Genomic DNA, 21,143 nt, shown 5'->3' on the forward strand with positions numbered 1-21,143 from the left:
AATAAAAAGCTTGATCTCATGTTAAACATAGATATCTTCATTTTCTTAATTATTGTTATTATTCACTATTTCAAGCTCAAGCTCTTTAAAAAAAGTCACTTCATCAATATCTAATGCAAATGCTTCAAGTTCTTCAATAACATTATTCAGACCATCGCCAAACTCGCCATGTTCACTCTCTTCATCGTTATTACCACCCCCTATTTCAAGCCCAAGCTCTTTAAGAAAGTCACTCATCATATCGCGAGAAATATCAAAAAGTTTAACGTTATCAGAGTCAATAATCCAACAAATATCGAATATATGAGACCTCGCGTTTTCATCATTTTCTTTTGTAGAAAAAAGGTGGACAAAAGCAACCCAAAATTGAGGTAAAATTTTGTAATTATTTTGAACATCATCAAGAAATAAACAAATTTGATACGCAAAAAAATACACGAATATTCTAATATCTTGGTCATTTAATGGTTCTGCCCAATCGCCACTTAGCTTCCATCTGACAAAGTCAGGTGCTCCAAGCTTATTAAGCTTGCAACACCGGTCGTTTAAAGCAATGTCTGGAAATATTTTTTCTAAAGATCTCTTTCCAAAAAGCTGAATCAGCAGGTCAAGAATAGTAAAGTCTTTATTTGGAATTTTATCCTTTATTGCATGCTCAAATTTTTTTGCAATAATTGAGCGGAGTTCTAAAAAACGAGTATTCGTTGCTGAAAAGTTTTCCCAAAGCATTGGTACATTCAACCCGTTGTTGGCTAAAAAATCTAAAACTTGGATACTCGATACCAAGTACAGCTTTGAGTCTTGAGCATTGACCAATGGATCATACAAACATGAGCCAATCAAAAGTGCAAGATACACAATATTTCTTCGTAGTCCACTCATGAACTCCTCTCCTGAAAACTCCACAATTTGGGTAAATAGTATTTTATTTTTTATCAACATGTCACGCTGCATATGCAGCACAGCTTTATGCGCCCGGACCTTCACCCAAATATGCTATTGCAAGAAGCAGGCCATATGCAAGTGAACCAAACAAAATACTCCCGTAAATGTTGGTGGATGACTCTTGCGAAGCAATCAAGGGTTTATTATGAAGTAAATATACGTTATTGGGCTTTGTCTTTATTTGATGACGCTGACTTGTTGAAACAAACGTACACGTAAAAAAATTAACATCACTTTTCGTGGAAAAACAACTCAAAAAAATATCAAATGGCTCTAACTGATTCACACCTGCATGAGCTTTTGAGTAAGCGTTAAAAGCTTGTTTGAATGAATCATCTAATCCTTGAGTGGAAAGAATAGAATTTATTCCATCCGATTCCTGCAACAACGAAATACCTTTAATATTTATAGATTTTTTAGAATATGTAACAAGTTCATTAACCCAGGCATCGGTTATCCACTCTGGCAAATTGTTTTTATATTCTGGAATATCATAAACACTGATATTGAGCATATTCTGGTTTTCTTTATATTCTTGCTCAATCTTTTCCCATGGACAGATAAACCATGCTTGTTCACACAATTCACTGCTAATCCCATAAAGAGGCGTAAAACAACCAAGCAAAAGAAAAACTCTTGCAATAAAACGCTTCATTACTATTTCTCCTTTATTTTTGATGCTAACGAACAAGAGCACCAAGTTGTTATCTTGATGCTCTTAATTTTTTTTACAATCACATTCGAGTTAGGTCTTAGAGAAACAAGCTTCCAAAAATACCAATAGCAACACAGGTAACTCCTGCGGCAAGCATAAAGACCTGAACCTTACCATCAACATTTTCACCTACCGCAGTCCACAGGTCGCTCTCCAGATCCCAAGCGTTGGACTGGTCATATTGATCCTGGATCTCGTCTTCTTCCATAACGAAATCTACTGATTCTTTAGATTCATAACCTTGAGAAGAAAACGGTAATTGATTGGGAAGAGTAATAAATTCAGCAACAATGTTCTGTTGATTTCCCGCCTTCAGGTTTCTGACAATAAGCAAAAATTGAGGAATATTTTGGGATGCTTGTATTTCATCCAAGAATACAGACATTGCATGACTGATTGATTCGAAAAACACCTGAGCACTTTCATTTTTTGTGCATGGCGCCCAAGATAGATTAAGCTGAAATTTGGTAAATGGCTTCTTTTCGGCCAGCGCGCTTTTTCTTCGCTGAGCATTAGCAGCATCTAAGCTTTCACTAATAGTTTTTTTCAACCACTTCGACTCTGGCGCACAAGATCCAAAGCATTTGGTCAAAAGCGTATAAACCGTTGCGCTCTTTCCCAAACTAACAGTTTGTGCAGCTTCTTGAAGTCTTTGATCAATCATCCCCTTCAAAGTCTCAAGCTCAATATTACCCTCTTTGAATAATTGCCAATGCTCTGCAAAATCAAATGAGTTATCCTGAAAAAATTTATAAACTTGTTGACTGGAAGCTTGATACTGACCCTGAGATAATTTCCCAGGAGCTGCACTAAGCTCTACAACATTTACACATGAAGCAACTAAAAACAATACGTACATAACATTTCTAAAAACCATACCAATATTCCTTTTTCCACGGTTAAAAAAATAACAACAACCGTCATTGTATAAACGTTTTTTACTTGATGCGCAATCCCGTATGCATAATTTAATTTTAAGAACTTTAAAATTTATTTCTATCAAGATGATTTTAGTAAACCGTAATACTCGATTTATTGAAAATTTGCTATGGTGAATTGTGCAGAATATTTCAATCTTGTTTTACAGATAAGGTGATTTCATGAAAGACACGGTCAACATTATTTCACTCACACCATCACGCTGGCGTGAATATAAAACCCTCCGGCTGCATGCAATCATGCAAGATCCGTATGCATTTGGAAAAACGTACGAAGAAGATGCCGCACTACCAGACAATGTCTGGAAACAGCGCCTCAAAGAGGATGGAAAAACAGGGTATATGCTTTTTGCCGAGCGCTCCGGAATTTTGGTCGGTATGGCCGGTGCATTACTGGATGATGGCTGTATCAATCAACACCGAGCACGTATTATTTCGGTCTATGTACTGCCGGAAGCACGAAGCAAGGGAATAGGGACACAACTCATCAAAAAACTTCTTGAAAAACTTACTCATGATCCACGAATTATTATCGCCTACCTGCTTGTTAACCAACGCCAAGAAGCGGCCGTTAAGCTCTACGAAGCTCAGGGCTTTGCAATTGTTGGCATTATTGAACAAGCCTTTGCACACCATGGTGAATATCATGATGCTGCCTACATGACTAAGAAACTTTAAAAGACTCTTTTCGCATTGCTGTAATAGGCAATAATCAAAAAAGCATAGGCCACTCAAGGTTAATCTGCTAAAATGGCAAGCATCAATTACCCTATGCGAAAGGAACCATGATGATTTCACGCGTACGAGGAACCGAAGACATTCTGGACCTCAAGCTACAAACCTTTTTTATGCAAACAACACAGCATCACATGCAGTGTTATAACTTTACAGAAATACAAACACCTATCCTTGAGCATACTAATTTATTTGTTCGCTCACTGGGAACCGACACTGACGTTGTCTCAAAAGAGATGTATGTATTCAAAGCGGAAAGCGAAGACAGCATCTGCTTACGCCCAGAAGGCACCGCCTCTACCATTCGTGCATACATTGAGAATGGTGTACAACAGCGCCCTTGGAAGGTTTATACTCATGGTCCAATGTTTCGACATGAAAGACCTCAAAAAGGTCGTTGGCGCCAATTTTCTCAATTCAGTATTGAAGTGGTAAATAGTCCTTCAATTATGCATGACATCCAATTTCTCAAAATGCTTGATGACCTTTTTACGCATAAGTTGAAAATTGAAAATTATGTTCTTAAATTAAATTTTTTAGGGTGCAGTGATGACCGAAAAAATCATAAGGCTGCATTACTTGCATTTTTAGAAACTATTGCCGATCAAATCTGCTCAACCTGTACCACGCGAAAAGATCGGAATACGCTGCGCATTTTTGATTGCAAAAGTGAAACATGCCAAAAGTTATATATCAAAGCACCTAAGCTTATTGACCAACTCTGCACGCCGTGCAATGGAGAGTGGAAACTTTTACAAGAAACGCTTACCATACTTTCAGTCAATTTTATTATTGATCCACTGCTTGTTCGAGGTTTAGATTATTACAATAAAACGGCTTTTGAGTTTTCATCACGCGATTTAGGAGCACAAAATACATTTTGTGGCGGTGGACGCTATAGCCTCGGTAAAGAAGTTGGAGCCAACGATGACCTTGCTTCAATTGGCTGCGCGATTGGGATTGGAAGAACATTGATGCTTATGGAACAATCTGCTCAAAAATTAGCACTTCCTGAACAACCAGCACTTCACGCCATCATTCCTGTCGCGCAAGAGCAGCAACCGCTTGCATTGCTTTTGGGACAAGAATTAGTGAATCATGATTTGTGTACAGAAGTTCTTCTTGAAGGATCATCAGTAACCAACATGCTCAAGAAAGCTAACAAGCTTGGCGCTCGCTATGTTTTAATGCTTGGCTCTGATGAACAAGCTCAAGGAACGGTCACGGTTAAAGACATGCTCAAAGGGGCAACACAAGTTGTCAAACAAGCAGAAATAATTAAGATTCTAAAAAATTGAGTAGACGCGTAAGCGTCTACTCTTCAAGATACAAAATTTGTTTTTACGAAGCTCGTTGTTTTACGACACGCTCGATATAACGCTGAATAGATTCAATCCGTCTCATTTGAGACTCAAAGCCAAAGCAGTAACGTGAATAACTGATGTTAAGATCGCGTCTCACCGATTTAATATAGTGCTTGAGTTGCTTAATGCGCTGCTCAACATACACTGGATATTCATCAGGCGCAGTCTTCCAAACAGCAAATTCCTTACCTTCTTCAGCAGTCTGCATAAGCGCTATGCGCTGCATCTCTTGATTGATTTCATTTCGAACATCATTAAGCAGGTCTACATATTTTTGCACGCTTTCTTCAGATCTCTTGAATTCTTGTTCATTAACCTGAATATAGCCATCATGCATAAGTTGTTGCACAATTTGTTTGATGTAATCATTTTTTTCAAGAGCTTGATTCTGTTTTGATATCACTTCAGCATCAAGTGTTATCAAAAGTCCTGCAGCATCGTTAAATCGATGAGTTAACTCATCACTAAGCTTTGTGCAGATAATCTTTTTTTTATACAGCTCCATTTGTTGCTCAAAAGCTTGTCGATCTTCCTCGGAAAGATCCATTTCCGAAATAGGAAGATCATCTCCTGGTTGCTCAACTTGTAAAGCATCGCCGTGAAGATGATTCCTTGTGCTTTCATCACCCAAGAGAACCGCTTCATTTTTTTCTAAATCTGATTGACGGTCCATGTCACCTTTCTGATCGGAGTCCAAAAGATTTTGTTCATCGATAGTAGTTTTCATAGCATTATCCAAAATACGAAATTAAGTGCAGTTTTGCCCGTTACCAGTAGTTTACTTACTCAGTAAAAAATAGCAAAAGCCAGGTTCTTTGTAATTAAATATAATCGATCATTATTTTTTATTTTCAATTCAATATTTTCACAAATAATATGCAATTTTTATTGATGAAATATTCATTTATCATTACACCCATATTTTAATAAAAATAATTGCTAAAATTGAAAATTACATAAAAAAATATTTCTCCAATATCACGACTTGATCAATAATTTGAATAAATATAATAGAAAATCCAGCGAGGCTTTTGTAATTTTTGAGTTAACGCCAAACTGAAACCTTCTAAAATTTCAAAATTTATTAAAAAAGCTTTTAAAACCAATACAAAACAAACTTTCCATAATAGTTGCCAACAAAGTTGTTAGTAAGTTGCCTCTAAACTGTTTCTTGATGAAGGATAACTGAGGCGTCCAACAAACTGTATCAATGTGATACAGTTTCGAATACACTCTCCAGATCGACACATTCAGAGAATTAACATAATATTAAAAGTTACGACATGTTTATTGCGCGCATTTGAACTGTTTTTACCTGAATGCTAGAATAGCTTGCCAGTCAAGTTATTCTAGTTATAACAAAGAGGAACTAAGCATGAAGCACATAAAGCTCGGTTTACCCATCTATTTTTTATTGACCGTGTTTACATTTTCACTTCTTCATAGTTCTCCAAATAGCCTTCAAAAGAATGCTGCAATAAATTCAACTCAAGGACTTTCGCATCTTGATGAGTGCTTAGTCCGTTCGAGTAAAAAAATTACAAAACTGGTTCTTGATAACGGATTCACCGCATTACTCTATCAAACGCAACCAGAAAATATGTCACCCGAAGTGGTTACCATGCTTACCTTTGCAGTTGGCTCAAAAGACGAAGAGCACGGGCAATTTGGTTTTGCTCACGCGGTTGAACATATGATTTTTAAAGGCACCGAAAAAATGTCAGAGCTTGATCTGAAAGCAATCGCTGAAAAGTTTTGTATTGGCAGTATTGGAATTGGATACAACGCCAACACCAGCACAGATCTTACACGATACTATTTTAAAACTGATGAAAAAAATTGGCCTGTATTTCTTGGCATTCTTGCCGATTGCATGGAAAACGTTCGCTTTGATGAGCACCATTTTGCATCTGAAGTTAAAGCCATTGTTAACGAACTCAAAATGAGGAGTAAAGATCCATCAGGCCTTGTACATAACATTCTTGGCGAAGAATTTTATCCATCTAATCATCCTTACCACCATCCATTGGGAGGATTTAAAGAAGACTTGCTTCAAGCAAATGCAGCCCAACTCAAAGCATTTTATAAGAAACACTACACTCCTGAAAAAGGTCTTTTAACCGTTGTTGGCAACGTTGATGTCGAAAGTTTTAAAAAACTTGTTTATCTTCATTTTGACTCAATCCCTGCAGCATCAAACATTGAAGATGCTCCAACATTTGATATGCCCGATCAACAAATTACGCAAAAGAAAATTGTTGTAAGTAAGCACATTCCAGCACCAATTCTATTTCTAACCTGGAAGACACTGAGCAACTATCAGGATCGCACAAGTGCACATGCTCAAGATTTTATGCAATACGTTTTACAGGAAAGGCTTCGCCCCTTACGCGATGAACACAATCTTGTTTTTGGCATATCAGCTGGCGGACATGTCGCTCAATTTGGGGGAAACATGTATATTTACCTGCGCCCGAAAAATGAAGCTGACCGTTCTTGGTTTGATAAAACCTTTAATAAAAAGTCTATTGTTAAACGATGTAAGCAATTTATCACTGATCAAATTAATGATTTAATGGTTAATGGTCCAACAGAACAAGAGCTTGCTAACTTTCGACACAATTCAAAAACGTCGCTTCTGGATGCTTTTCAGTACAACGTCTCTATCGCATCAATGTTTGCATCAAACTACTTTATTGAACGAAATGAATACCAAGTTTTTGATGACATAAGAGTTTGCGATTCACTCAACAAAAAAACAATCCAAGAGTTTTGTAAAAAATTTCTTAAGCCATCACGCATGCACACAATTTCGTTTCAGCCCATTGCCCAGAATGACGAACAAGAATGGGAAGCTCTGCATGCCATGATTGACACAGCTGATGAAAAATTAATCAACAATAAAATTCGAGAATCTCAGGTTGATGAAGAAAAAAATCTTGTTGATCAACTCCCTGAACCTGAACTCATTGATTTTTCTTTAGAAAAACCGGATCAACACTTTATTCTTTCAAACGGACTTGAAGTCTTTATTAAAAATAAACCAAATACTCCATTTATCGCATTTTCATGCAGCTTTAAGAATAATGAGCAACTATCACTCTATCTTGATAACAATAACCAAGAGCATGTCAGAATGTTGACCATGTCACAGTTACTGGAAGGAAGTAAGGGATTTTCTAAAAAAGATCATATCGATTTCTTTGAAAAACTTGGCGCCTCAGCATTCTTCGGATCTGGTGGAGCGTCAGGCTCATGCCTTCAAGAAGACTTAGCAGTCGTTGGTCAACGCTGCATGCATATTTTGACACAACCAACCTTTCCAAGAGCTTCATTTAATCAAGCAATTGCTCATGAGATTGAGTCAATTAAAATGAATAAAAAAAGCGAAATATATGTTGCAAGTAAAACTATCGGGGATTATCTTTTTGCTCAATATCCATGGCGTAAGAGTGATGATCAGATGATTGCTTTACTTGAAAAAACTTGGCGCAATGAGCTTTTTACCTTTCACAAAAACTACGTCATCCCTACTGGAATGTTTATTACGTTGGTTGGCGATATCGACAAAAAAACAATTAAAGCTGACCTAGAAAAAATCTTCGGATCATGGAAGCCATCAATACGTGATAACTCATACGATTTTACCATTCCAGAGATCACAAATCCTGCGCCACAAGAAATCATCAAACCAATGCCCAAAGAAATGGTAGTGCTGATGCTTGCACGCATTACCAATTACGCAGATACAGATGATGACCTTATTCTTGAGCTCATCGAGCAATATCTCAACAAACAACTATTCGCCATTCGCGAAGCAACTGGGCTTTTTTATTCATGCCAGGGATCGCTTTCTGCATCTGGATTTTTAACCAAAGGAGCTGGTCGAGTTGTTACACTTCTTTCACCACAAAACGTTGCACCGACCGAAAAGCTCATTCGAACAATGCTCCAATCAATTGCTGATAACGGTATACCTGAATATGATTTAAATGTTGCAAAGCAAACCAAAAGAATGGAGCTTGCAAAGTCATTTGCAACAAATCAAGCACTCAACAATGCGTATAATTTTATTATTCGCAATAACAAAGACTGGAACTATTTTGATAACTGCCTTGATCGCATCAATGCCGTAACACATGAAGAAGTAAATGCTGTGGTGAGCAATTATCTTAATCCTGCAAGCTGGTCAACCATTAAAGTTGGAAGGCTCAACAATGTTGATCCCCAAAACATATCCGGTAACTAGCCATACCGACCACGTGGGGCAAGGTTCAACCTTTGTTGCTATTCGCGGTTTTAAAATTGATGGAGCAACCTGCATAGCTCAAGCAATCAATCGTGGTGCAACTGCTATTGTTATTGAAGACAAAACACTGACACCTGAGCTTGAGCAATTGTGTTCAATGCACAACATAAAACTTGATGTTGTATGTAATGCACGCCAAGAACTTGCAAAACGAGCGGCACAAGCGCTTGGTAACCCAGCAGCACAACTCACCATGATTGGGGTCACCGGAACCAAAGGCAAAAGTACAACAACATACTTGGTTGAACATATTTTACGTACAGCAGGTCTTCTGACCGGTCTTGTTGGCACCATCAAAAATTTTATTGCGACTTATGATACAACACTCAACACACCAATCATCAAAGAAATGCAAGGTACTCACACAACTCCTGAAAGCGATGCTTTGCAGATGTTTCTAGCTCAAGCTGTTCAGCATCAAGTGAGCCATGTTGTTCTTGAAACATCATCACATGCATTAAGCCTGAATCGAGTTGATGGAATTTTATTTGATGTTGTTGGCTTTACTAACTTGTATCACGATCACATGGATTTTTATACGAGCATGGAGCATTATTTTACCGATAAGCTCAAATTATTTGATCAAGTAAAACCGGGCGGATCTATCGTTATTAATACTGATAACGAGTGGGGGCTCAAAGCACTTGCGCGTGCCATTCAATTACCGAACGTAACCGTTATCACATGTGGACAGCAATCATTAATACCTGATGCAAACAATCATCGGCACGTACAATTTTCTGTTCTTGATAGCATGTCGCTTTCGATAGCTTTAGAACCCGATGCTCCGGATGTCAGTAGAAAAATTATTACATGCGCTGCTTTGATTGGGGATTTTAATGGTTACAACTTGGTTATGGCTTGGTTAATTGCTTTCAAAATGGGGATAAAACCTGATATAATTCAGCATGCTCTCGATTTGTTTTCTGGAGTTCCTGGGCGCATGCAGTTGCACCGCTTAAAAAATGGAGCACTTGGTATTGTTGATTATGCACACAATGCAGCTTCAATGGATGCGGTCTTAAAACTCTTGCGAACAATGACAAAAAATTTAATTGTTGTATTTGGATGTGGTGGCGACCGCGATCCCTCACGCAGACCAGCTATGGGAGCGGTAGCTGCTCAATATGCTGATCAGATTATCTTGACCAATGATAACCCCCGCTCCGAGGACGGCATAACAATTATTCACAATATTTTGGCGGGCATTCCTGCAAGTCAGCATGAAATTGTAAGCTGTCAGCCGGATAGATCTCTGGCGATTCAATATGCAGCTGAACTGGCTCAACCAGAAGCAATTATTGCAATCCTGGGAAAGGGGCATGAAAATTATTATATCGTTGGTGATGCGGTTTTGTACTTTGATGATTACCAAGAAATACAACAGTTCTAAGCTTTATAAGGAGATGCGCTCTTGTCCAATACCACAATGCTTGCAAAGCTTAAAACTTTATCTAAATACCAAATTGCACAGTCAACTGATGACCAGTATTTCAAGCGAGGCGAACATTATTTTAAAAATGAAGCACTCCAACGCTTTACCTGGAAAAATAATGACTCAGTCTTGGAATGCCTTGTTGAAGGCTCTCAGATGTATCGGGTGCAATTGGAACTCAATCGGCAAAAGCAAGTTGTTGGCAAATGCACATGCCCGGTGCAAAGCACCTGGGGAAACCTTCCTTGTAAACATGAAGTATGCGCGTTACTCACCATTGTTGATCTGCTAAAAAATAACCACAAATCGGATCGAGAAAAAGTTCTTCATGAGCAACTCATGAAAGCATCTTCTCAAGAAGCAACTCCTCATCAAACTCCAACACTCAAAGCTGCTGACTTTTCGGTGCATATTTATAAAAACCATATCCTTGAAAATTTGGATTTTTCTTCGCATTTTCCAGTCTCTATACGAGTTCATTATCAAGACAAAGACGCTCTTGATGGGAGCATTGAAATACCAAAACAGTTAAAGCCTTTTCATAACTATCTGGACGCAAAAGTTTTTTTAAATACTTTAAAATCTTGTATTGGTACTTATCCATTTTTTCTTCATCATGGCAAAGCTGTATATCGAATCATGAGCAAAGATCTCTTCACCTGCCAGCCAAAACTTATTATTGATCTTATTGATGGCAAGCAAGTAATCATGAAGCCTGCCCTTGAAAGCAACCAAGCCCTAAATGGGCTTCTTTTGATTGGTCCTGGCATTCTTTTTAATCCAGATCTTGGGCAATTTGGATTTTTTGCAGGCGAGGTTACTATTGCAACCACTCCTTGGCAATATCCTTGGACAGTTTTACGGGATGAACTGAAAAAAAGAAATGCCACGTCTGAATTTATTATATTTTCTGAGAATGCTCAGCTGACTGTGCCTATAAAAAATCTAAAACAGAAGCCATTGATCACAGCGGGACTCAACGGCCCATCGCTCACGAATTTCTTTTTTAAAATAAATGATAAAGCGGCTCCTGTAAATCATTTTAAATTACAAAAATCTGTGTTCATAAAAAAAATGCTACAATCTGGCATGGTATCAGCTGAGCTAAAAATTTTACCTGATATTTTAGATGCAGAAGAAAAACTTCATACCATAAATCACTTAGTACAAGAAGTTATTGATGCGCTGCCGTCAAAAAGAAAAGAAGTCAGACTTTTTACCTACAACGCTCTTGTGAATATACTGAATGCTCAAACAGATTCAGATAAGGACCTCATTATTCAAACAGTTATTGACGAATGCAAGGAAGTACTTTTTCGCCTCAATAAAATACAAAAAGATAAGCTTGTTCAAGTACTTGAACGATTTAAAGATTCAGATATTCAGCCCATTTTTCAATCTATTTTTATAGTTGATGGGCAATTTGCTCAGTACCAACTTTTTTTAAAAGATACCGCTCATCTCTTTGCTGCATGCGTTAAAAGTGGCATAAATAATTTTGAAGAGAACTCTTCATTTATCAGTATGACAATCTCTCAAACTGATCTGCTCAAAAATCTTTCTTTGTTCAAGAGTGAACTTGATAAAAATGATGTACAGCTTTTTTATGAAGGCAAGAAAATTGAACGAGTTAAACTCGATTTTGATATTATTATCAAGAAAGATAACGATATTGATTGGTTTGAAGTTAAGCCTGAAATATTGTACCAAGGCGCACAATTACCGATAGAAAAATGGGAAAAAATTTTAGAGCAAATGGGCGTGTATCAGAATGAGCAAACGGTTCAATTGATTGATGATGAATCATTAAAAATGCTCAAAAGAATTCTTTTGTATGTTAATCCAAAGAAGAAGAGTACAAAAAAAGAGGCCCCCGATTTTTTTCAAATTCCCCGATTACAAATTTTTGACCTCTTTCAAATGAAGCAAATGGGTGCAAAACTCAATCTTCCCAAAGCAGAAGAGATGTTGCTCAAAAATCTTTTAACACTCACATCACTCCCTGAATATGAACTTTCAAAGACTTTTACCGGAAAGCTTCGTGACTATCAAAAAGTGGGTTATAACTGGTTAGCATTTTTATACCAACATCGATTTGGAGCATGCCTTGCCGACGACATGGGTCTTGGAAAAACAATACAAGCAATAGCGTTTCTTGTAGGAGTCGATACAAAAAAAATCAGTTCTCCTTTCAAAAAAAGTGGCCCTCACCTTATTGTCGTACCTCCAAGCTTGCTCTTTAACTGGAATCATGAAATCTCACTCTTTTATCCATCATGCAAACTACATGTTCATCATGGAGCGTCACGAGCATTTAATTTTAAAGACGCACAAGTAGTTTTAACAACCTATGACATGATACGAACCGATGCAAAAGAATTTGCTGAGTCAAAATTTCACGTCATCATATTTGATGAAGCTCAAGCAATTAAAAATATTTATGCAAAAAGAACTAATGCAGCACGACAACTGAATGGCGTCTTTAAAATATGTCTAACCGGAACACCACTTGAAAACCATATTGGCGAATATTATTCGATCATGGATTTAGCACTCCCTGGACTATTTCCTCCGTATAAAGAGTTTCAATCAGAAGCAAAAAATGATTCCGGGCAATTTTTACTCAAGCGAAGTAAGCCTTTTATTTTACGTAGAACAAAAGCGGATATCTTAAAAGACCTTCCACCTAAAATTGAATCTGACCTCTATTTAGAAATGGAACCAAGTCAAAAAAGCTTATACGCACGCACTGTAGCACAAATTAAAAATTTAGTTCTTGATGCGTACGAATCAAAAAGTGCTTCACAGGCTGGAATTATTGCACTAACAGCTCTGCTGCGCTTGAGGCAAATTTGCATTACCGGAGAGCTTGTTAACAAAGAGATTAATAAACCCTCTCCAAAAATTGCTTACCTTATTGAAACAATTAAAGAACTGAGTCAAGAAGGGCATGCGGCACTTGTCTTTTCACAATTCACCAGTGCGCTTGATCTTGTAGAAAAATATTTTATCGAAGTGGGCATAAGCTATGCTCGTCTTGATGGGTCTACGCCTGTTACTCAGCGACAAAAAATTATTAAAAGCTTTCAAGTTAACCAAGAAGTTCCGGTTATGCTGCTCAGCCTTAAAGCTGGCGGCGTTGGGCTAAACTTAACACGCGCTTCGTATGTTTTTCATCTTGACCCTTGGTGGAACCCTGCGGTTGAAAATCAAGCATCTGACCGTGCACACAGAATTGGGCAGCAGCAGCAAGTAATTGTTACACGCTTAGTTATGCATGATACTATTGAAGAAAAAATGATGGTTCTTAAGCAGCGTAAAGCAAAATTATTTGAAGAGATTATGTCCATTTCTCATGTCGATTCTGAAAAGCGAGCTCCGATCATCTCACGCGAAGATTTCGAATTTTTACTGGGGTAACCTGTATTTTAGGCTTCTTGCCAGGTTCAGGGGACCTTTCCCCTGGTCTAACAAGTTTGACAAACTGCAAATACTTGCTAAAATGTGATTAATGGTTCAGTATTTTACTAATTCTCACTTTATGAAAATGAGGTTTCCTAATGAACATCAAACTTTTAGCCGCAACCGCTCTTTTGCTCAGCTGCGCACAATTGAATGTTAACGCACATCCTGAGTATGAAAGACTTATGTCTAAGCTTAAAGCAATGTATCGAGATAATAAAACTGATATTGAATGTCATGCAAAAGTAGCTGAGCTCTGTGAACTTACTCAAAATGATACAGAAGCACATCAAGAATTTTTTAGTGACATTTTAGATATTGACAGCATTGAAAAAAACCAGAAATTATCGCATCAAGAAAAAACTCATGCTATTAATTTTCGTATTAATTTTCTTAACTGGCTGGAGAGAATTAATACAATGAAAAGAGTTCATGCGTTAAAGAGGGTTGTTGATTTGAATCTAAACGATTATCTCAAAACAACCACGCTTACCCCGGTGAATTTAGAACAACTTGAAGAACGTGTTTTAGTTGCACAAGAAGATGCAATCATCAATGAATTAATCGCTTTATTTGGATCCGACACCATAGAATTCTCTGTTTCTGATGAAGAAGATTTTCTTTATGATAGTAGCGATGAAGAAATTCAATAAAAATTAGTTCGCAAAAATTCAACCCCATTAAGTTATTTGATTAACTTAATGGGGTTTTTTATTTAATTACTCAAGCTAAACACCATATAGTGGATAAATTTCAAGCAAATCAGCTATTTCTTCATTCCCGTTCTCACGAGCAATTTCGATTAAAAAATTTTTATATTCTTTTGTTGGACATTCAGGGTTTGCGCCACATTGAAGCAGCAAATTAACACAATCAAAATAGCCTTTTTCAACCGCAATGCGCAGCGTAGTAACCAAATATTCTCTGGCCACCCCTTGCTCATCAACTTCAATTATTTTACGCACAACATTTGGATTTGCTCCAGCTCTAATCAACGCGAGTAAGGAATCAATGTCATTATTATACACCGCAAAATCCAATGGAATTCTTTCTTCCAAATCAGGTTTATTTGGATCTGCTTTTTTTTCCAGCAAAACTTTCAATGCTGTATAGTTTCTATAATACATAGCCCAGATTATCGGCGTACGTCCTTCACTATCTAGCGTATCAATACCTTCAATATTTTGCTCAATAAGCTCTCGTATAACTTGTTCATGTTGTTGCTCAATGCGAAGCTGTACCTCTTCCTCAGAACATTTTAGTCGCTCTGCCAATGCAAGCAACTGACATCGCTTGAGTATTTTTCCACTAATATCAGAATGAACGCCATCAAATGAACCATCATTTGTTCCACTAAACCATCGTTTTTGAGCATAATTTGAACGATAAAATTGAGAGAACTTTGAATAGTCTTTTGAAAAGAAATTTTTTGGTTGTTTTATTTTTTGCTCGAATGAAAATGTTTGAGGCTTACTTTTAAGCGATAAATTTCCAAACATTGACGTCAGTGATTTATTGCTACCACCTTTTGCAAAGAAGCTAACGCCACGACTAAGCATGGGTTGAACAGTACTGCCTGATACCAAAAAAACAAAAACCATACCCCCAACAAGATGTAATATCTTCATTGCTTAAACCTTTTTCTCGATTATTTATATGTTTATATACAGACGCCATGTTGCGTAAAATTATCAAGTGCTCGTCCAATACGTGACGAAGCGGGAGGCCGCCCTGGAGAATCTTGATAGCCAAAGCGATAACGGTGAACCGTTTTAGAGAGTGAGATCCGTAAATAATAAAGCCAATATCGAATTTCAAAATCATCGGCAAGAAGATTTTTTTGGCAATATCCTTCAAGCAGCTGACCACGATAATGATCTCTATAAAATGTGCCCCAATAAGCAATATCAAAGTAGGGATCTCCGGCCATACAATCTTCCCAATCAATAAGAGCGGTCACTTTTTTACCATCCGAAAAGATATTGTGATTGCCAAGATCACCATGCAAAAGCACCGGCTTATCAATGGTTAAAAGTGGTGATAAATGATGAAAAAGCTTTATAATGCGCTCAGCCTGTAAAGCCTCAATAGCTCCAATATTTAAACAAAATGCAACATGTTCATCAAGATTACAAAAAATATAATCGCGCCATGCATTATGAACACCTTGTACTTTGTGATGAACACTTGTTCCAAGCGAAGAAATATCAAAGGGACCAAATCCTGAAACACGAACCGAGTGAAGTGCTGCAAGAAATTGCCCAAGCGATTCTAGAATTGAAGGCGGTAGATACTGCGTCTCCGGATCTTGCAAGAGACTCAATTGCTGACCGACGGCGCAATCAATGATTTCGTAATCAAAAGGAAATTGAGCGCGAGACAGATCAACGGCATGAACCTTAAGTGTTGGAAGCTTCTTTTTTCTCAGTACTTCATAAATCCACTGATCTATTAAAAATTCGTACGCAATCCAGCCAAACTCGGGAAGGTTGAGTCTGACAACATACTGCTTATCGTGCTGATCGGTAACACGATAAAGAAGATGAAAGGTTCCTCCGCTGGAAAGAGGAATAACTTCTTTCATCTTCTTTTTGAAAAATGCTTGGCAAAGGGCTTGCACATCGGCAATAAAAAACGGTCGCAATGCCTGTCGTTGCTGTTTAAGTCCTGCAAGAAGAGTATTCTCAAGCTGAACATCAGCTTTGAAATAGAACTGCGAACGCTTGAGTGCAAGATACTGCTCAAGACTTTTATTTATTTCCAGCGTCATAAACTAATTCTTACAGGTTTTCATAACCAAACTGTCTGAGCATAACAAGCGATGAAATTCGAATGTCCGCTTTTTCTTCAGCAGTCAGTTCATTCATGGTTGCAATATTTGCATCAGGAGTTGGAATTCTAATGGTTCCCCATGGATATACTTGATCAAGACGAGCGCCATTCCACGATGGATGTTGCAATGTCTCAGACCCTACAAGGCCCATCTTGGTGCAAATATTTGGAAGTGTATTATTGTCAGCAATAATGTCTTCAAATCGAACCAAATGGAAATTCTTTGGATATTGCTCTGCATAAGTAAGCGCCATGTGCTGCATAATATTCCAGGTCCAAATGTACTTTTTAAGTGACAATGGAAATGGACGCTTCTTGGTATCGGCATACCCAGAATATGGATTTCTTACAACATGCAGAATTTGAGCGTCAGGCATATCAGTAAATATTTTTTCAGCATCAAGCCCAATCACTGGACTGTATCCAACGTATGCTTTTTCTTTACCTGATCGATTGTAATTTCTCCAACTTTGAAATGTTGAGACATAGAAGGCTTCAACCAAATTGGCTCTGGTTCGCTCCTTGCCGGTCATATAAATTTCAAAGTTCTTTTTGCGATCTGTTTCATTCATCTCAAGTCCGGCATGACGAAACTTGCTACGCTCAGGAACGCGCAACAATGTTTTAAGCTCTTCATCATAAAAAAGCTCGTAGTCACTTGCCACATTTCCATTAATTGGAAACTCTGGCCAGCAATAGCGATACGGAACAAGTGTTTGAATAAAGTTGGTCGACATCGCGGTACCAATTTGAGATTCAAATGGATACACGAATAACTCTGGATGGCCATCAAGCAATCGATGAGTAGTGTTTCCACCATTTTCATACATCGCTGATAACATAATTAATTTGAATGGTTGTGCGGTTGACATGACTCTCCTTTTCTTAAAAAGTCAAAGCTCTCTTAAAAACAAGCGTTGTGTTCAGAATAGTCATGAAACAACGCGGCGTCAAAAAAGATTTTTAATCATACGAGATCTTTGCGTGGAAAAAATAAAATTGCATCACCAATTGGACGCTCAATTCCTACGCTATTTTTGATGCTAATTCGCTCTTCTTCATCAAGATCACTTCCAGCAAGCATATTTTTAATTGCTCGCTCAAGATAAAGAATACTCGCGCCTCCCCCATCTAAATTTATCGCATCTTGGCAACCAAACCTTTTCATAATATCTGCAACTTCATATAAATTGACGCCAATGCTGTAACCTGGAATTCGACCATCAACAACAATAAAAACAAGTTTATTATCCGATCGCTGACCAACCGCAGTGCGTGGATGACGTTTTTCAATAAGCCAGTGGCGATGTCGCGATGCATCGTGATAGTCTCCAACAGAATCACCTGGGTGCCTTTTTACGAGCGCTTTGCCTGAAATAATTTCTGCATCCATATCTTCAAACAAGCGCGTCTCACCAGAAGCCAGCATCATTGGACCGCCACCAACAATAAAATCGAAGCTTTGATTTTTAGTCTCAAAAGATTTACTTGGCGCATCAAATAACGATAGTGAATAGGAGAGCTTTACCTTAGACCCCAAGCTGATTGCTTTGGTATCAATTCCTGCTTGAGGATCAATTGAATAAACAAATCCATCATCTGGAATTTTTGCATTTCCCTGATTCACCGTTATTTTGTTAACGATTCCATTACGAACCACAATTTCAACCCCAAGCCTGTTCGTGAATGTCTTGTTCCTAAAGGCTGAATTGTACACAATCGCCTCACCATCACCTCGAGGCTGATTGACCCGATCAACTCGATACTGCTTACTTCCAATATTTAAATACCAGTTAACTTTCAGACGACCAAGATATATTTGACCATTCTTATTCCAAGCAAGTGCACCGCGTGAAAATTGAGGATCGGAATAGAAGAGATCATTAATTTTTAATACACCTGCTGGGTTTGAACAAAAGTGTCGACTCGGACGATAAAATCCACCATTTACGGCCGCAAGCGCATTTTTACGCTTTGCCATCTCTGATACTTTTTCAAGTCGCGTCAACCAGCGAGAATGAACTGATTCTAAATAAATTTTTGTTGGATCAACAATGAGAGCACATCCAATAACAAGAGGATCCGCACTAGAAAATTTGAGATATTCCATACCAGGGCAAACAATGCGCTGTTCAACTATCTCAAAGGGAACCGACTTACAAGCGGCTTCCTTTGCAAATTCACCAGTGTATGGTGCATAGGTACGAGCTGATAAAATTTCAGCTATGCTGCATGCAAATACAAAACTTGTTATCAAAATATTTTTTATTTTTTTTTTCTTCATCACAATCTTCTCCTCTTTTAAATGAATTATTTTTATTTTTGCTTGTGCTGACAGATAAGTCAATTAAGCATGATCAAGTCCATTTTAATAAAGAAGAAGTTGCGGGAGACCTCTGCTTGCCATGCAGGCTCTTACTAAAAAAATCGAGGGTAAAAAGAATTTCAAGATCAACCAACAACCGATCGAAAATGTTTTTGAAAATAGTCCGGCAATGTTTCAAAAACATCACGCCAGCAATAACCAAGATTAATGCGGTTGTCCTCTTGATAACATCGCTCAAGCTGAACTACCAGTGCAATCTGCTCGAATGAAAGGTCTGGATACAAATTCCACAGCTTAATTGTTTTATCATTTGAACAAGAAACCAGTCGACCATCATTCAGTTGCTTAATGCAATAAACTCGATCCCCATGCCCCTCAAGCGTAGCAACGCACCTGTTGGTATTTAAGTCCCACACCTTAATCGTTCCATCATTCGAACAAGACGCAACTCGACCATCATTCAGTTGCTTGATACAATTAACCCAATTTTTATGCCCCTCAAGTGTGGTAATGCATCTGTTGGTATCCAAATCCCACAGCTTAATCGTTTTGTCACCAGAACCAGAAACCAGTCGACCATCATTCAGTTGCTTGATGCATTGAACCCAACGTGTATGCCCCTCAAGTGTGGCAACACACCTGTTGGTATTCAAATCCCACACCTTAATCGTTCGATCACCAGAGGGAGAAGCGAGTCGACCATCATTTAGTTGTTTGATAGAATTAACCCCACCTGTATGCTCCTCAAGTGGGGCAATACATCTATTGGGATTTAAATCCCATAGCTTAATCATTCCCAAAGAAAAACCAGAAACCAGTCGACCATCATTCAGTTGTTTGATGCATTTAATCAAACCTTTGTTCCCCTCAAGCTTCGTGGCAACGCATTTATTGGTATTTAAATCCCACACCTTAATCGTTCCATCAAAAGAACCTGAGACCAGTCGACGATCATCCAGTTGATTGATGCAACTAACAAAACGTGTATGCCCCTCAAGCGTGGCAACGCATCTCTTGGTGTTTAAATCCCACACCTTAATCGTTCCATCATAAGAAGCAGACGCCAGTCGACCATCACTCAGTTGCTTGATGCAACCAACTAAATCTGTATGCCCCTCAAGTGTGCCAACGCACCTGTTGGCATTCAGATCCCACACCTTAATCGTTTTATCATTTGAACACGAAACCAGTCGACCATCACTAAGTTGTTTCATGCAATTAACCCAATTTGCATGCCCTTCAAGCATGCTCACGCGCGCTTCAGCTCCCTCATCATCACCTACCATTAAGCATTCTGGAAAATAATGGGCATACGATGTTATTGGTGGTTCACCAAAATTGTGCTGCATAACATCATAGCGGCTTGCTCTGCCAATCTCCCGATTCATGAGCATCGAAAAACTGCTCGGCACTTGCGCAGAAAGTCGATCAAAGACTCCCTGATCCAGATCTTGGGTTATGTCGACATGATTGATTATCTGTTTGAGCTGTGCAATAAATTGCGTGTCATTTGTTGCTCCAGAGAAAATTCTTGTGCCTTTTTTGCAACGTTGATCATTAACCAAAGCTTGTGGTGAAAAGTTTTCATCTGAATATTCAATAATCTCTATGTTTGAACTTTCACAAATTAAATTTGCTTTTTGTTGTTCTTGCTCACGAGCCTCGCGTTCATGCATCAACTCAAGGTTCAATTGCAACTGCAATGCTTGCGCCAGCTTTTCATCATCTCCAACATCCGGTTGCACTGCAATTTCAATGCCGCATGCCGATAAATGGCTCATGCTCTGCAACGCTTCCAATTCTTGCATCTTTCCACAAGCCAAAGCATCGCAATGGTGCTTATTTTTCATGAAATCGCCAAGAATGTGCTCAAGACTATTCTGTTCTTGCTGCACGTCAAGCAAGCGACATGACGGATTATTAACCGCAATTGCTTGCTCAAAATCCACAAAAAATCTTTGTATTATTTCAATTTTTCCTTTGATCAGATCGGTATCTTTAAGCTCCATGAATTCCAAAAGAATTGTCGGATCTTTTTGTATTTTTTTACAAATGTTTTTGTATGCACTGTTTATCACTTCA

Annotated in this window: 15 protein-coding genes; 6 read left to right on the top strand and 9 right to left on the bottom strand. The window is 38.2% G+C overall.

The genetic code is table 11. The features are described from left to right. Nucleotides 1–45: 45 nt before the first annotated feature. From JST56_02385 to JST56_02395, 3 genes are all read right to left on the bottom strand, one after another. A complete protein-coding gene (locus JST56_02385; protein MBS1987818.1) occupies nucleotides 46–882 on the bottom strand; it encodes a hypothetical protein in 837 nt (278 codons plus the stop codon). An 85-nt stretch (nucleotides 883–967) separates the two neighbouring features. Further along, nucleotides 968–1,600, bottom strand: coding sequence for a hypothetical protein (locus JST56_02390; GenBank protein ID MBS1987819.1), 633 nt, complete (start codon nucleotides 1,598–1,600; stop codon nucleotides 968–970). Nucleotides 1,601–1,697: 97 nt separating this feature from the next. Beyond that, complete coding sequence (locus JST56_02395; GenBank protein ID MBS1987820.1) at nucleotides 1,698–2,537, bottom strand: hypothetical protein; 840 nt, start codon at nucleotides 2,535–2,537, stop codon at nucleotides 1,698–1,700. Nucleotides 2,538–2,760: 223 nt separating this feature from the next. Here JST56_02395 and JST56_02400 point away from each other — a divergent pair, with 223 nt between their 5' ends. Then, the gene (locus JST56_02400; GenBank protein MBS1987821.1) at nucleotides 2,761–3,276 is read left to right on the top strand and encodes a GNAT family N-acetyltransferase; all 516 of its coding nucleotides are present in this window, start codon (nucleotides 2,761–2,763) and stop codon (nucleotides 3,274–3,276) included. A 107-nt stretch (nucleotides 3,277–3,383) separates the two neighbouring features. After that, on the top strand, nucleotides 3,384–4,631 hold the full coding sequence (locus tag JST56_02405) for a histidine--tRNA ligase (GenBank protein MBS1987822.1): 1,248 nt from the start codon (nucleotides 3,384–3,386) through the stop codon (nucleotides 4,629–4,631). 43 nt (nucleotides 4,632–4,674) lie between these two features. Here the strand turns inward: JST56_02405 and JST56_02410 are convergent, their stop codons facing one another. Beyond that, entirely contained in the window at nucleotides 4,675–5,424 is a 750-nt protein-coding gene (locus JST56_02410; protein MBS1987823.1) for a hypothetical protein, read from the bottom strand. Nucleotides 5,425–6,072: 648 nt separating this feature from the next. On the opposite strand from JST56_02410, the gene JST56_02415 reads away from it, so the two are divergent. The 4 genes from JST56_02415 to JST56_02430 all read left to right on the top strand — a co-directional run bounded on the left by JST56_02415 (nucleotide 6,073) and on the right by JST56_02430 (nucleotide 14,556). After that, nucleotides 6,073–8,946 carry an insulinase family protein gene (locus JST56_02415; protein ID MBS1987824.1) on the top strand — a complete coding sequence of 958 codons (2,874 nt, stop codon included), beginning with the start codon at nucleotides 6,073–6,075 and terminating at the stop codon, nucleotides 8,944–8,946. Further along, nucleotides 8,915–10,399: a UDP-N-acetylmuramoyl-L-alanyl-D-glutamate--2,6-diaminopimelate ligase gene (locus JST56_02420; protein ID MBS1987825.1), complete on the top strand. Its 1,485-nt coding sequence runs from the start codon at nucleotides 8,915–8,917 to the stop codon at nucleotides 10,397–10,399. Before JST56_02415 ends, JST56_02420 begins: the two co-directional genes overlap by 32 nt. Before the next feature lie 21 nt (nucleotides 10,400–10,420). Beyond that, nucleotides 10,421–13,861, top strand: a complete 3,441-nt coding sequence (locus JST56_02425) for a DEAD/DEAH box helicase (protein ID MBS1987826.1) — start codon at nucleotides 10,421–10,423, stop codon at nucleotides 13,859–13,861. Between the two features lie 140 nt (nucleotides 13,862–14,001). Then, nucleotides 14,002–14,556 carry a hypothetical protein gene (locus JST56_02430; protein ID MBS1987827.1) on the top strand — a complete coding sequence of 185 codons (555 nt, stop codon included), beginning with the start codon at nucleotides 14,002–14,004 and terminating at the stop codon, nucleotides 14,554–14,556. 75 nt (nucleotides 14,557–14,631) lie between these two features. On the opposite strand, the gene JST56_02435 is transcribed toward JST56_02430, so the two are convergent. The 5 genes from JST56_02435 to JST56_02455 all read right to left on the bottom strand — a co-directional run. After that, nucleotides 14,632–15,531 (bottom strand): ankyrin repeat domain-containing protein, encoded by a 900-nt coding sequence (locus tag JST56_02435; GenBank protein ID MBS1987828.1) that lies wholly within the window; start codon nucleotides 15,529–15,531, stop codon nucleotides 14,632–14,634. A 32-nt stretch (nucleotides 15,532–15,563) separates the two neighbouring features. Continuing rightward, nucleotides 15,564–16,673, bottom strand: coding sequence for an aminoglycoside phosphotransferase family protein (locus JST56_02440; GenBank protein MBS1987829.1), 1,110 nt, complete (start codon nucleotides 16,671–16,673; stop codon nucleotides 15,564–15,566). Nucleotides 16,674–16,683: 10 nt separating this feature from the next. Next, nucleotides 16,684–17,607: a sulfotransferase gene (locus tag JST56_02445; GenBank protein ID MBS1987830.1), complete on the bottom strand. Its 924-nt coding sequence runs from the start codon at nucleotides 17,605–17,607 to the stop codon at nucleotides 16,684–16,686. A 95-nt stretch (nucleotides 17,608–17,702) separates the two neighbouring features. Next, nucleotides 17,703–19,022, bottom strand: coding sequence for a phosphodiester glycosidase family protein (locus tag JST56_02450; GenBank protein MBS1987831.1), 1,320 nt, complete (start codon nucleotides 19,020–19,022; stop codon nucleotides 17,703–17,705). 164 nt (nucleotides 19,023–19,186) lie between these two features. Beyond that, nucleotides 19,187–21,143: WD40 repeat domain-containing protein (locus tag JST56_02455; GenBank protein MBS1987832.1), on the bottom strand; the 1,957-nt coding region annotated here is incomplete at its 5' end.

The sequence above is a fragment of the Candidatus Dependentiae bacterium genome (genome assembly GCA_018266175.1).
Taxonomy (GTDB): Bacteria; Babelota; Babeliae; order Babelales; family RVW-14; genus JAFEAY01.

Excerpts from the sequence above, each read along its gene's own strand:
- JST56_02385 (MBS1987818.1), bottom strand. The coding sequence starts at position 882 with ATGAGTGGACTACGAAGAAATATTGTGTATCTTGCACTTTTGATTGGC.
- JST56_02390 (MBS1987819.1), bottom strand. The coding sequence starts at position 1,600 with ATGAAGCGTTTTATTGCAAGAGTTTTTCTTTTGCTTGGTTGTTTTACG.
- JST56_02395 (MBS1987820.1), bottom strand. The coding sequence starts at position 2,537 with ATGGTTTTTAGAAATGTTATGTACGTATTGTTTTTAGTTGCTTCATGT.
- JST56_02400 (MBS1987821.1), top strand. The coding sequence starts at position 2,761 with ATGAAAGACACGGTCAACATTATTTCACTCACACCATCACGCTGGCGT.
- JST56_02405 (MBS1987822.1), top strand. The coding sequence starts at position 3,384 with ATGATGATTTCACGCGTACGAGGAACCGAAGACATTCTGGACCTCAAG.
- JST56_02410 (MBS1987823.1), bottom strand. The coding sequence starts at position 5,424 with ATGAAAACTACTATCGATGAACAAAATCTTTTGGACTCCGATCAGAAA.
- JST56_02415 (MBS1987824.1), top strand. The coding sequence starts at position 6,073 with ATGAAGCACATAAAGCTCGGTTTACCCATCTATTTTTTATTGACCGTG.
- JST56_02420 (MBS1987825.1), top strand. The coding sequence starts at position 8,915 with ATGTTGATCCCCAAAACATATCCGGTAACTAGCCATACCGACCACGTG.
- JST56_02430 (MBS1987827.1), top strand. The coding sequence starts at position 14,002 with ATGAACATCAAACTTTTAGCCGCAACCGCTCTTTTGCTCAGCTGCGCA.
- JST56_02435 (MBS1987828.1), bottom strand. The coding sequence starts at position 15,531 with ATGAAGATATTACATCTTGTTGGGGGTATGGTTTTTGTTTTTTTGGTA.
- JST56_02440 (MBS1987829.1), bottom strand. The coding sequence starts at position 16,673 with ATGACGCTGGAAATAAATAAAAGTCTTGAGCAGTATCTTGCACTCAAG.
- JST56_02445 (MBS1987830.1), bottom strand. The coding sequence starts at position 17,607 with ATGTCAACCGCACAACCATTCAAATTAATTATGTTATCAGCGATGTAT.